Raw genomic sequence first — 12673 nt, forward strand, 5'->3', positions numbered from 1 at the left:
TCTAGCCGGGCGGGCGGCCCATCCAGGGATGGAAACGTCCCTGGGGATCCCGTTCCGCCCGGATGTCATCCAGGCGTTTGAGGTTCTCCGGCGCCATGAAGGCCGCGGGCCGGCGCCCAAGGTTCTCGTCGGCCAGCTGGATGCCCAGACTGTGGGCTTCGAGCGCCCGCATGTGGTCGGTGGCCCAGGCGTCGTGCCGATCTGCATCGGCCTTGTTCCGCAGGCCGCCGTAGAGGGCCAGGTAGGTCCGCGTCTCCAGGGAAAAGGCCATGTCCGGCCTGCCCCTTGAAGGATTCCAGTTGAGCCAGAGGGCGTGGCTGGGCGCCGGGGGTTGGGTGTCCGCGATCTGCCTGAGGGCCGGGATCAGGGGATCGATGGGATCATTCATCCACATGCTGTCCGAGGTCCACTGGGTGTTGGGCAGGAAGAGGGTCTTCTCTCCGGTCTTCATCATGAAGGACAGCGACAGGGGAACCAGCGGCGAGGTCAGGCTGGCCTTTGATTTCAGCGGGCTGTTGGCGATGAAGGCCACCGCCTCCTGCGCGGCCTTGAAGCTGTCGGTCATGACCGGGGCGAAGACTTCGATCCCCGGCGCGCCTATGCACATGGCCTTGCGGTTCAGCACCATCTGGAATTCCACATGGGGCGAAACCTGCGGTCCCACCTGGTCAGCCCAGGCGAAGACCTCTTCCAGATGCTTCATCCGGAAGATCTGCAGCTTCAGGCCCGTGAACTTCGGACGGTCGTGCAACCGCAGATGAAACCGCACGGCCACGGCGAAGAAGCCTGGTCCTGAGCCCCGGGCCGCCCAGTAGAGGTCGGCGTTCTCGGTCTCGCTGGCATGGACCAGATCCCCATTGGCCAGGACCAGGTCCAGACCTATGACGCTTTCGCAAGCGAGACCCACCAGCCGGCTGTTCCAGCCAAAGCCCCCCTGCAGCAGGAAGCCGCCCATGCCGACCGTGTAGGCGTGGGCCACCGGAAAGAAGAGCCCGGCCCGCCTGGCGGCGGCGTCCAGCTCCCCCGACAGGACCCCCGGACCGATAACGGCGGTCCTCGCATCCCGGTCGATCTCGATACCGTTGAGGCGGGACAGGTCCAGCATCAGCCCGCCTTCGCGGATGTGGTTCTGGGCCCAGCTATGACCGCCAGAACATATCCCGATCCTGAGGCTCTCACGCCCGGCCCGCTTAACCGCCGCGATCACTTCGAAGGCGTCATTGGCCTGGATCACCAGATCTGGCCGTCTGCCTGGATCCCGCGCGTTGAAGCTTGTGCCCAGGACAGCGTAGTCGAAGCCGCGATCCGACGGCGTCAGGACGGCGCCCTTTTGTTTTGAGGCCTGCATGGTCAGTCCTGCGGCTTGGGACCGAAGTCCGCATGGAGATCGGGAAGTATGGCGGCCAGATGGGCCATTTCCTGGGCGCAGTGGACCAGCAGGTCGCCGGCGTCTCTGAGCGGCAGGGGCGACAGTTTCGCCGCCACAGCACCCAGGGCGGCGCCAAGGGGCCCGCTCATGCCCCTGGGTCGGATATACGGCCCGCCGAGCCAGAATCTCGATCGCATCTCGCAGCCGTCCGCCGTGGGACGCAGATGGTGGATCAACCAGCCGGTCTCCACCGGCGCGCCGGCCAGCCCGCCCCGGGCGCAGATCGCCACCTCGCCCTGGGCGGCCAATCTGGCTTCGTCGAGACCAAGACTGGCGGGCGACACGAAGCGGATGGTCAGGTCCAGGCGTGAGGCGCCGACATACTCGACCACCCTGGACGTCCGGCCGACATAGCGACCAAGGTCCCCTTCCCCGTCTGCCCAGGCCGCATGGACGTGGGCCCTGGGATGCCAGAGCTTGTATTTCAACGCCTCATCCCCGTGCCAGCCGAACCACCAGTCCCACATGGCGGGCTTGACCCCGGGCATGGGAGTCAGGGCGAAGATCCGCGCCGAGCCGTCCGGGCAGACGGTGTATCCGGTCTCCATCGGCCAGTAGCCCGGCTCCAGCAGGGTCGGCGCTGCGCTCAGGTCCGGGAAGAGTTCGGGGGCCTGACCGCCCACCAGCACCGCTTCCTGCGCATGGGGCGACAGGGGCGCCATGTCCGGCCGGAAATAGCCGGCCAGCGGACTGTCCCGCAGGTCACCCGGCCTGTAGCCCAGATAGAGACTCCCTTGAGTCATGCCCAACCCTCACTTCGTGATTTATTGGGATATCTCTCATTTTTGGGAGAGTTGTCAATTTTGTCGTTCCGGGCTAGTTTCCCGCCAGCAAACGGAGGCCTCGTGACGTCATCATTCCTGTTCGCCGGGGAAGCCCGCCAACGCGGCAAGAGCGAACGCACCCGCGCCCAGCTGATGGACGCGGCGACCGGCCTCTTCGCGCGGCAGGGCTTTGAGGCCACCTCGGTGAGTGACATCGCCCGGCTGGCCGAAGTCGCCAACGGCACCTTCTACACGCACTTTGCGGGCAAGGACGCCATCGCAGCCGCCGTCGCCTACGGGATCGCCCAACGCATTATCCGGCAGCTGGACGAAGCCATGGCCGGGGTTGATGACGCCGTGGACAGGGTCAGCTTCGGGGCCCGTCAGTTCATCGAGCTTGCCAGCCGCAATCCGGACTGGGGCGGCGCCCTGTTCCATGCGGTCTGGGCGTTTCCCGAACTGCGCACCACGCTCTACGACTACCCCAGGGCCGATCTGGAGCGCGGCGTCCGGCAGGGTGTCTTCACGGTCGAAATCAACGACGCTGTGCTGACCGTCTTCGCCGGCATGGTGATGAGCGGCCTGTTCACCCGCCTGAAGGATTCAGGGGCCACAGACATTGGCCCCGCCACAGCGGAAATGCAGCTACGCATGCTGGGTGTCGCGGCTGACCGGGCGAAGGAAGCCGCCTGGCGTCCCCTGCCGCCCCTTCAGATCCGGATCGGCGACTAGGCGTACAGCCGGTCAAAGACACCCGGCAGGGTGTCTGGCAGGCCCAGCAAAGGTCCGGACGACAGCAGCAGGACGATCTCGTCACCCTTGAGGGCCGACAGCGCCTCCATAACCGCCTCGGCGCTCTCCACGCCCAGGGTCGGAATCTGCGTCGCCTCTGTCCGCGCCAGGATCTCGGCGAAGGTCGACTGGTCGTGGCTCTCGGCGCCGTGGCCGGGCGGCGGGCAGATCAGCACCCTTGCGGCGCCTTCGAACACGGTGTCGTACCAGTTCAGGGCGTCCCGGGAGCGCCAGCTGAAGGTGTGGGGCTCGAACACCACCGTCAGGGGGCGATGTGGGAAGTGCAGCCGCACGGCCTCGATGGCCGACCGGGCCTTTTCATAGGACGAGCCGAACCCCTCGATGACCGGCACGCGGGAGGTGGTGGTCAGCCGGTCCAGCCGGCGGCGGATACCCTCAAAGCTGGCAACTCCCTCGGCGAAGGCCTGGGGCGAAACCAGACCACGGGTCAGGAGATAGGCGCCGACCCCGACAATGTTCTCGATATTGTGGGCGCCCAGCAGACGGGTTCCCAGATCCAGGGTCTGCCCCTGCGGCCCCACCAGGGTGAAGGTCGAGGTCTCGCCATAGGTCACATCACGGCTGAACCAGCCGTCGCAGGGCTCGGTGTCGTACCAGAGAACCTGGGCGCGGGTCTGATCGGCCACAGCCCGGATCGCCGGATGGTTCCGCATGACGCAGAGCCCGTCCGCCGGCAGCCCGCGCAACAGCTCCAGGAAGGGCGCCTCATAGTCGGCGAAGGTCGGAAAGACATTGACGTGATCGTGGATCAGCGAGGTCAGCAGCAGGTGCTGGGGATGATAGAGGGCGAACTTGGAGCGCGTGTCGCCATTGCCGATGACGTACTCATCGCCCTCCAGCACCATGTCGGGCGCCTGACCCCAATGGCCGGTCTCCGGCAGGGAGGCTGAAATGGCGCCGATCATCCAGCCAGCGTCCACGCCCGCCTGCCGCAGTATGTGCGCCATCAGGGCCGTACAGGTAGACTTTCCGAATGACCCCGCGACGACGGTGTTCGTCCGCTCCAGGGTGAAGCGCCCGACCAGCTCTGCGAAGTTGGTGATGGGAACACCCCGCGCCTTCGCCGCCAGGACTTCGGGATTGTCCCCGCCCCCCAGTTTGGCGCTGGCGCCCAGGACCAGAACGTCCAGGCCCTCCGGCAGGTTGGCGGAGTCAAAACGGTAGGTCACCGGGAAGCCCAGCCCCGCCACATAGGTCGACATGGGCGGAAAGACGTCGGCGTCAGACCCGGAAACCTCATGACCGGCATCGCGCATCATCAGGGCCACGGCGCTCATGCCCGCCCCTGCAATGCCGGTGAAGTGAATGCGCAAAATAATACCGCCCGCGAGTCAGTCGTTAGGCTTTGGTTAACCAACGCGGCAGAGTCTGTCCCTGTCTTCTTTGAGGACACCCCACCATCACAAACTTTTCCAGCCCGGCGCGTTTGCCGGGCTTTTTTTTGATTCAGCGCTTTGCCAAGGCCGCCGTCCCGCGCTTAGCTGAACCAACAAAGGTTCAGGGAGACGAAGATGGCCAGGCCCGCATCAGGCTTCACGACCCGGCTCGCGCCCGAGGATGAGTTCACTCATGATCCCGGCGACGCCAAAAACTACAATGAAAGCATGTACTTCAACGTCTTCGATCCCAAGGCGAAGACCGGCGGCTGGTTCCGGATCGGCAACCGCGCCAATGAGCACTATGCGGAAATGACCATCTGCCTCTACCTGGCTGACGGCCGGGTGGCCTTCATGTTCGCCCGCCCCGCCATTGCCGACAATTCGGAAATGAACGCCGGCGGCCTCAAGGTCGAGGTGGTCGAACCCTTCAAGACCCTGAAGGTGACCTATTCCGGCAAGGCCCTGATCCTGGCGCGGCCCCACGAAATGGCCGAGCCCAAGAAAGCCTTCAAGGAGAACCCCACCCTGCCCTGCACCATCGACCTGACCTATGAGGGCGTCTCGCCCATGTATGGCGGCGAAACCGTGCGGATCGACGGCAAGCCCATGGAGATCGACCCGGAAAAGTCCTTCGCCAAGGCCCATTACGAACAGCATTGCGCCGCCAGCGGGACCTTCACCGTGGGTGATGAGACCTTCGAGATTTCCGGCTATGGCCTGCGCGACAAGTCCTGGGGGCCGCGCCACTGGCAGGCCATAGACTGGTACCGCTGGTGCCCGATGAATTTCGGCCGGGACTTCGGCATGATGCTGTCAGTGATCGGCGACGGCAAGGGCGGCGCCCGGCAGGGCGGCATGGTCTTCCGGGACGGGATCTATGACCTGATCGAGGAATGCGTCATCGACAGCCAGTGGGACGAGAACGGCTATCAGACCGAGCTCAAGGCCCATGTGAAGACGGAAGGCGGCAAGGTCTATGCGGTTACCGGCAAGGTCATGTCCCTGATCCCCCTGCGCAACCGCCGCACCACCCCCGACGGCGTCGAACTGCAGACCCGCATCACCGAGGGCATGACCGAATACCGCTGCGGTGATCTGGTGGGCTATGGCCTGTCGGAATACCTGGACCAGATCGTCGACGGCCAGCCGAACGGCAAGGTCGCGGGGTACTAGAATCCCCGCCACTTCGGTCACCCCGGCGAAGGCCGGGGTCCAGTTCATAAGGCTGTGAGCTGAACCTTCGCCCGAGGAGCAGACTTTCCGGACAGGCCGTGACCTACGACCTGGATACCGGCCTTCGCCGGTATGACCGATTGAAAAAATCACGCACCGAGCCCCGGCCTCCACCGGTCACCCCGGCGGAGGCCGGGGTCCAGTTCATAGGGCTGTGAGCGGGTTGTGCGCCCAAGGAGCAGACTTTTCGGACAGGCCGTGACCTATGACCTGGATACCGGCCTTCGCCGGTATGACAGGGGGTTGAGGCTGCCACTGGTGCTTCATCCACAACCCAAAAGCCGAACTGGCTTGCGCACCACGGCGGCGCGGTCTATACGCCCGCCCTCTAACGATGTTCCCCGATAGCTCAGCTGGTAGAGCAGTCGGCTGTTAACCGACTTGTCGCAGGTTCGAGTCCTGCTCGGGGAGCCATCGTCAGACTCTTTCCCCTGACAACCAGACCCCAACAGCGCAGATGCGCCAGGATGACCCATGGCCTGGACCCGCACCTATGACGAAGCCGAGCCCCAGCGGGTCAATCGCTGGCTGGCCCAGAACGGCGTCTGCTCCCGGCGTGAAGCCGAATCCCTGATCACCGACGGCCTGGTCAGCATTGATGGCGAGACCGTCGCCGATCCCGGTCGCAAGATCAGCCAGGGCCAGACCCTGGTCCTGTCCGACAAGGCCCAGACCCAACTGGCCTCCAGCCTGACGGTCGTGATCCACAAGCCCCCCGGCATTGTCTCCGCCCACCCTGAGCCCGGTCAGACCCAGGCCAGCGACATCCTGACCCGTAAGGGCTGGCGCGGCGAAGGCCCGGCCCCGACCACACACGACAAGAGCCTGCCGCCCCTGGGCCGCCTGGACATGGAGTCCCGGGGCCTGCTGATCCTCTCGGAGGACGGCGTCCTGGCCAAGGCGATCATCGGGCCGGACTCTGAGCTGGACAAGGAATATCTGGTGGAGGTCCGGGGGACCATCACCCCCCAGAAGCTGGGCATGCTGCGCCATGGCCTGCAGCTGGACCGGCGGCAGCTGCGACCGGCCAAGGTGGATATGGTCGCCGACCAGACCCTCCGCTTCATCCTGACCGAAGGCCGCAACCGCCAGATCCGCCGCATGTGCGATCTGGTCAGCCTGAACGTCGTGGATCTTCACCGCATCCGCATCGGTCCGTTGGGGCTTGGCGACCTGCCGGAGGGCGCCTGGCGCGCCCTGACCCCCAGTGAGCGGGCCCAGTTCCTGTCGGCGAAGAGAAGCTAGACCGACTGACCGGCCGACCAGCCGCTGGCCCAGGCCCACTGGAAGTTATAGCCCCCCAGCCAGCCGGTGACGTCCACCACCTCGCCTATGAAGAACAGCCCCTTGACCGCTTTGGCCTCCAGGGTCCGGCTGTCGAGGCCCTCTGTATCGACCCCGCCCAGGGTGACCTCGGCCGTGCGATAGCCTTCAGACCCCACAGGCTTGACCCGCCAGTGATTGACCGCGTCGGCCAGCCTGCGAAGCACCTTGTCTGAGCAATCGGCGATATTGCCCTTCAGCCCTTCGGCTTCCACCAGATGCTGGGCCAGCCGCTTGGGCACCAGGGTCGCCAGGACCGTATGCGGCGATTGCCGGGGCTGGTCTGTCCTTGCGGCGCGAAGGGCGGCGAAGGCGTCGACGCCGGGCGCCATGTCCAGCTCGATTTCCTCGCCCTCCCGCCAGTAGGACGAGATCTGCAGGATCGCCGGGCCGGACAGGCCGCGGTGGGTGAAGAGCATGGCCTCGGCAAACTTCGCCTTGCCGGCCTTGGCCAGGGCGTCCAGGGCGATGCCCGTGAGCCCTTTGAGGCGTTCCAGCAGGCCGACTTCAAAGGTCAGGGGCACCAGGGCCGGACGGGTCTCGGTGACCGCAAGGCCGAACTGCCGGGCCACATCATAGCCAAACCCTGTGGCGCCCATCTTGGGAATGGACTTGCCGCCCGACGCAATGACCAGGGACTGGCAGGCGATCTCGCCACCGTTCAGTTCCATCCGGAAGCCGGCTTCGCTGCGGACAATGTCGGTGACAGTCGATGACAGCCGAAGGCTGACGCCCGCCTGCCGCATGTCGGTCAGGAGGCCGTCAATGATCTCCTTCGCCGAGCCGTCGCAGAACAATTGGCCAAGGGTCTTTTCGTGCCAGGCTATGCCGTGCCGCTCTACCCAGGCGATGAAGTCGGCCGGGCGATAGCGTCGCAGGGCCGATATGGCGAAGCGCGGATTCTGCGAGAGGAAGTTCTCGGGCCGGACATTGCGGTTGGTGAAGTTGCACCGACCGCCACCGGAAATGCGGATCTTCTCGCCGGGCGCCTTGGCGTGATCAATCACCAGCACCCGACGGCCGCGCTTGCCGGCCTCGATGGCGCACATCATGCCGGCTGCGCCCGCGCCAATGACGACGACGTCGAAGGTCTCCACGCCGTCGCCCCTGATCCTGTTCCTAGTCCTTGGCGCGTTCCTGATAGGAGAAGTCGTCGGTCAGGATCACGACGCGGGTGCCCGCAGCGATATAGGGCGGCACCATGACCCGCGCGCCATTGGTCAGGATGGCGGGCTTGTAGGAGGACGAGGCCGTCTGGTTCTTCACCGCAGGCTCAGTCTCGGAGATTTCCAGGGTCACCAGGCGCGGCAGTTCCATGGCGATGGGAACACCCTCATGGGTCGAAAGGGTCACGGTCATGCCGTCAGCCAGCCACAGGGCGGAGTCGCCGACCACGTCTTCCGTCGCCGTCACCTGATCGAAGGTTTCCGGGTTCATGAAGTGAAAGCCGTCGCCGTCCTGGTAGAGGAAGTTGTAGTTGCGGTCGTCCACGAAGGCGCGCTCGACCTGCTCGGTGGTGCGCCAGCGTTCCGACACCTTCACCCCATCGGAGATCCGGCGCATGTTCAGCTGGGTCACCGGAGTGCCCTTGCCAGGGTGGATGTTTTCGGCGGTCAGAACGACATAGAGCTTGCCCTCCATATCAACGACGGCGCCTTTACGCAGAGAGCTGGCGGCTACTTTCACGGCGATCTTCCTCGTCTCTTCGCGCGGTCACAGGAACCGGGCGCGAATGTGCTAAACAAATCAGTTCCCGCGCACCTATACGATTGCGGATGAAATCTCCAGTCGCGCAGGCCTTTTGCGCTCCATTCATGGGCCCTTCTCGTGTCTCAGCCGAAATCTTCCCCCTGGTGGAGTCCCGACCGGCACGCTGACCGCCGCCCCCTTCTGCTGGCGCGCAACGCGATCACCCGGGCCGTGCGGGACTGGTTTGACGCCCGGGACTTTGTCGAGGTCGAGGTCGCGGCCCTGCAGGTCTCGCCGGGCAATGAGGCCCATCTTCACGCCTTCGCCACCGAGGCCCTGAGCCTGGAAGGCGGTCGAGCGCCCCTCTATCTGCACACCTCGCCGGAATTTGCCTGCAAGAGCCTGCTGGCGGCCGGGGAGCAGCGGATCTTCAGCCTAGGCAAGGTCTGGCGGAATCGTGAGCGCGGTCCCCTGCACCATCCGGAATTCACCATGCTGGAATGGTACCGGGTAGGTGAGGACTATCAGCAGCTCATGGCCGACTGCGCCGACCTCATGGCCCTGGCGGCGGCAACCACAGGCGCGAAGGCCTTCCGGTTCCGCGACCGCACCTGCGATCCTTTTGCCGAGCCCCAGCGCCTGACCCTGGCCGGGGCCTTTGCCGACATGGCCGGGATCGACCTGCTGGCGAGCATCGACCAGGAAGGCGCCACGAACCGGGACCAACTGGCCGGCGCCGCGGAGGCCGCCGGAATCCGGGTGGCCGGAGACGACACCTGGGCTGATGTCTTCAGCCGGGTCCTGGTGGAAAAGATCGAGCCCCATCTGGGCATGGGCCGCCCCACCCTGCTCTGCGAATATCCGGTCCCCGAGGCGGCCCTGGCCCGCCCCTGCCCCCACGATCCCCGGGTGTCGGAGCGGTTCGAGCTCTATGCCTGCGGGGTGGAACTGGCCAATGCCTTCGGCGAACTGACCGACCCGGTGGAGCAGCGGAAGCGCCTCAATGCCGAGATGGACGAGAAGGCCCGGATCTATGGCGAGCGCTATCCCGTGGACGAAGACTTCCTGAGCGCCCTGGCGATCATGCCGCCAGCCTCAGGAAGCGCCCTGGGGCTGGACCGGCTGGTCATGCTGGCTGTGGGGGCCGACCGGATCGACCAGGTCCTATGGACCCCTGTGGCCGACCAGACTGGCGTCCAGGGCTGACCTGGGCCATATGCGCCCCATGGACGCTCCTGTCACACTTCGCTCGGCCCGGGCCCTCTCCGCAGCCGGACTGATTGCGCCGGAAGCCCTGCCGGAACTCGAGCAGGTCGCAGCGAAGTATGCGGTGGCGATCACCCCGGCCATGGCGGACCTCATCGAGGAGCCGGACGACCCCATCGGCCTTCAATTCCTGCCCCAGGCCGCGGAACTGGCGCAGACGCCGCAGGAATCCGCCGACCCGGTCGGCGATGACCGGTTCTCGCCGGTTCCGGGCATTGTCCACCGCTATCCCGACCGCGCCCTGCTGAAGATCACCCATACCTGCGCCGTCTATTGCCGGTTCTGCTTCCGGCGGGAAATGGTGGGCCCTGACGGCTTGAAGCCCCTCGACGGCGCAGCCCTGGACGCGGCCCTCGCCTATCTGGCGGACCACAATGAGATCTGGGAGGTCATTGTCACGGGCGGAGACCCCTTCATCCTGTCGCCGCGGCGGATTTCAGACCTGATGTCCCGCCTGGCCGCCATCGATCATGTGAAGGTGGTGCGCTTCCACACCCGTGTGCCGGTGGTCGACCCGGAGAAGATCACACCCGATCTGGTCGCCGCCCTGCGGTCTGCGGACAAGGCCGTCTATGTGGCCCTTCACGCCAATCACCTGAGGGAGCTGACGCCTGCCGCCCGGTCAGCCTGTGCAAGGCTGATCGATGGCGGCGTGCCCATGCTGAGCCAGACCGTCCTTCTCAAGGGGATCAATGACACCCCCGATGCCCTGGGCGCCCTGATGCGCGGCTTTGTCGAGAGCAGGATCAAGCCCTACTACCTGCACCATCCGGATCATGCCCCGGGCACAGGCCACTTCAGGACGACCATCGCCGAGGGACAGGAAATCCTGCGGGCCCTGCGCGGCCGCTATTCCGGACTCTGTCTGCCGACCTACATCCTCGACATCCCCGACGGGCACGGCAAGGTGCCTATCGGGCCGGACTATCTGTCAGAAGGTCAGGTGGCGGACCCAAGGGGCGCGCTGCACCCCTATCCGCCCAGATCCTGATTACCAGGCGCCGATATTCGGCATGGATGTCCAGGGCTCGGCCGGGGCCAGGGCCGGTCCCGCCTGAAGCAACTCGACGGAAATTCCGTCCGGCGAGCGGACAAAGGCCATGCGGCCATCCCGGGGCGGCCTGTTGATCACCACGCCGCCCGCCTCGAGCCGGGCGCAGGTCTCGTAGATATTGTCGACAGCATAGGCCAGATGGCCGAAATTCCGGCCGCCCTGATAGTCTTCGGTGTCCCAGTTGAAGGTCAGCTCGACGGTGGGCGCACGACCAGCCCTGGCCATCTCCAGATCCTCGGGCGCGCACAGGAAGACCAGGGTGAAACGCCCGGCCGGGCTTTCCGACCGCGAGACCTCCATCAGGCCCAGCTTGTTGCAGTAGAAGTCCAGGGAGGCCTCGAGGTCCTTCACCCGGACCATGGTGTGCAGATACTTCATGCGCGTCTTTCCTTCGACCGGTCACTGAGAGGGGAAATGCGCTTCCGCCGAAAGGGATGCAAGAGCCGGAAATACTCAGCCGCTCACGGATCATCCGTGATGCCAGGGCCACATTCTGTCCGAGAATTCATTTGTTTCCCGTGCCTTCTGGCTCCACTCCTCGGCGCAGACTAGGGTCAAAGCGCGCCAGGGATGCTGATTCCGCAGCTTTCAATTTTTGGGTGCGCTGGTTTGGGAACGGGCTGAATGCGCTTGAAGTCCTCGCAGGTTTTTGCGATCGCCGTTGGCCTCGTCGTGGTGGCCTTTTTCGTGATCGGCAGCGTCATCAATGGCGTGAAGGAACACAGTCCAAAGCCCAAGACGGCTACAGCGGCTGATACGCGCCCTCTGGCGACCGTTCAGGTGACCGACACCCCCGAAGAACTCCACCCCTACACTGTGGCCATACGGGGTCGCACCGAGGCCGCCCGCAGCGTGGTGGTGCGGTCTGAGACGGCGGGCATTGTTTCCCAGACCCCCGCGGTGGAAGGCAGTCTGGTCAGCAAGGGGCAGGTCCTTTGCCGCCTGAATGTCGACGCCCGGGCCGCGAGCCTGGATCAGGCGAAAGCCGCCCTGAAGTCACGGATCCTGACCCAGCAGGCTTCCGCAGAACTGGCGGCCAAGGGATATCGCTCCAAGACCCAGCTGCTGCAGGATCAGGCCGCTCTGGATGGCGCCAAGGCTGCCGTGCGTCAGGCCGAAATCGCCCTGGAGCAGACCAATATCCGGGCTCCCTTTGCGGGCTCCTTCGACAAGCGCGACGCCGAAGTCGGCGCCTATCTGGCGCCGGGGCAAGCCTGCGGCACGGTGATCGAGCTGAGCCCCATCCTCATCGTCGGCGACATTCCTGAATCCGATGTCTCGAAATTCGTGGTCGGGGCGCCCGCCGTGGCGAAACTGATCTCGGGCGAGGTCCTTTCGGGCCATGTGCGCTACCTGGCCCGCGATGCGGATCCCCAGACGCGTACCTACCATCTCGAAGTGACCGCTCTGAATCCCGGCTTGAAGGCGCGGTCAGGTCTGTCTGCGGACCTTCGGATTTCCGCCGGCGCCGGGCCTGCCCACCGGATCCCGATCTCGACCCTGGTGCTTGACGCCGCAGGTCGCCAGGGCGTGCGGTTTGTCGGGCCAGGAGATGTGGTCGCCTTCGCGCCTGTGACCGTGATCGAGGAAACCGACAAGGGCATCTATGTGTCGGGCCTGAAGGGGCCGACGCGGCTGATTACGGTCGGTCAGTCCTATGTGGCTGAAGGGCAGAAGGTTCGGGTCGGTCCGGCGCGCTAGACGCTGACGGGCGATATTCCAG

12 protein-coding genes and 1 tRNA gene are annotated in these 12673 nt (G+C 65.3%); 7 read left to right on the forward strand and 6 right to left on the reverse strand.

What is annotated here, in order from left to right; all coding sequences use genetic code 11:
* Position 1: 1 nt before the first annotated feature.
* On the reverse strand, positions 2-1348 hold the full coding sequence (locus CFE28_11530; GenBank protein OYU70562.1) for an oxidoreductase: 1347 nt from the start codon (positions 1346-1348) through the stop codon (positions 2-4).
* 2 nt (positions 1349-1350) lie between these two features.
* A complete protein-coding gene (locus CFE28_11535) occupies positions 1351-2172 on the reverse strand; it encodes a hypothetical protein (GenBank protein ID OYU70563.1) in 822 nt (273 codons plus the stop codon).
* On the opposite strand from CFE28_11535, the gene CFE28_11540 reads away from it, so the two are divergent.
* Positions 2071-2925 (forward strand): hypothetical protein, encoded by an 855-nt coding sequence (locus CFE28_11540; protein OYU71685.1) that lies wholly within the window; start codon positions 2071-2073, stop codon positions 2923-2925. The two genes, CFE28_11535 and CFE28_11540, sit on opposite strands and share 102 nt — an antisense overlap.
* On the opposite strand, the gene CFE28_11545 is transcribed toward CFE28_11540, so the two are convergent.
* Positions 2922-4283 carry a hypothetical protein gene (locus CFE28_11545; protein ID OYU70564.1) on the reverse strand — a complete coding sequence of 454 codons (1362 nt, stop codon included), beginning with the start codon at positions 4281-4283 and terminating at the stop codon, positions 2922-2924. The two genes, CFE28_11540 and CFE28_11545, sit on opposite strands and share 4 nt — an antisense overlap.
* A gap of 234 nt (positions 4284-4517) precedes the next feature.
* Between CFE28_11545 and CFE28_11550 the strand changes: the two genes are divergently transcribed.
* The 3 genes from CFE28_11550 to CFE28_11560 all read left to right on the forward strand — a co-directional run bounded on the left by CFE28_11550 (position 4518) and on the right by CFE28_11560 (position 6863).
* The gene (locus CFE28_11550) at positions 4518-5558 is read left to right on the forward strand and encodes a hypothetical protein (GenBank protein OYU70565.1); all 1041 of its coding nucleotides are present in this window, start codon (positions 4518-4520) and stop codon (positions 5556-5558) included.
* A 398-nt stretch (positions 5559-5956) separates the two neighbouring features.
* Positions 5957-6032: transfer RNA gene (locus tag CFE28_11555), tRNA-Asn, on the forward strand.
* Between the two features lie 60 nt (positions 6033-6092).
* Positions 6093-6863 (forward strand): pseudouridylate synthase, encoded by a 771-nt coding sequence (locus tag CFE28_11560; protein OYU70566.1) that lies wholly within the window; start codon positions 6093-6095, stop codon positions 6861-6863.
* Here the strand turns inward: CFE28_11560 and CFE28_11565 are convergent.
* Both CFE28_11565 and efp read right to left on the reverse strand, forming a co-directional pair.
* Complete coding sequence (locus CFE28_11565; GenBank protein ID OYU70567.1) at positions 6860-8038, reverse strand: aminoacetone oxidase family FAD-binding enzyme; 1179 nt, start codon at positions 8036-8038, stop codon at positions 6860-6862. The two genes, CFE28_11560 and CFE28_11565, sit on opposite strands and share 4 nt — an antisense overlap.
* A gap of 22 nt (positions 8039-8060) precedes the next feature.
* The gene (gene efp / locus CFE28_11570; GenBank protein OYU70568.1) at positions 8061-8627 is read right to left on the reverse strand and encodes an elongation factor P; all 567 of its coding nucleotides are present in this window, start codon (positions 8625-8627) and stop codon (positions 8061-8063) included.
* 141 nt (positions 8628-8768) lie between these two features.
* Here efp and CFE28_11575 point away from each other — a divergent pair, with 141 nt between their 5' ends.
* Together CFE28_11575 and CFE28_11580 are read left to right on the forward strand one after the other, a co-directional pair.
* Entirely contained in the window at positions 8769-9836 is a 1068-nt protein-coding gene (locus tag CFE28_11575) for an EF-P lysine aminoacylase GenX (protein ID OYU70569.1), read from the forward strand.
* Positions 9837-9855: 19 nt separating this feature from the next.
* The gene (locus tag CFE28_11580) at positions 9856-10887 is read left to right on the forward strand and encodes a lysine 2,3-aminomutase (protein OYU70570.1); all 1032 of its coding nucleotides are present in this window, start codon (positions 9856-9858) and stop codon (positions 10885-10887) included.
* Here CFE28_11580 and CFE28_11585 read toward each other — a convergent pair whose 3' ends face one another.
* Positions 10888-11328, reverse strand: a complete 441-nt coding sequence (locus CFE28_11585) for a lactoylglutathione lyase (GenBank protein ID OYU70571.1) — start codon at positions 11326-11328, stop codon at positions 10888-10890.
* 246 nt (positions 11329-11574) lie between these two features.
* Between CFE28_11585 and CFE28_11590 the strand changes: the two genes are divergently transcribed.
* The gene (locus tag CFE28_11590; protein ID OYU70572.1) at positions 11575-12651 is read left to right on the forward strand and encodes an efflux transporter periplasmic adaptor subunit; all 1077 of its coding nucleotides are present in this window, start codon (positions 11575-11577) and stop codon (positions 12649-12651) included.
* The last annotated feature ends 22 nt before the right edge of the window (positions 12652-12673 follow it).

The organism is Alphaproteobacteria bacterium PA2, assembly GCA_002256425.1.
Taxonomy (GTDB): Bacteria; Pseudomonadota; Alphaproteobacteria; order Caulobacterales; family Caulobacteraceae; genus Phenylobacterium.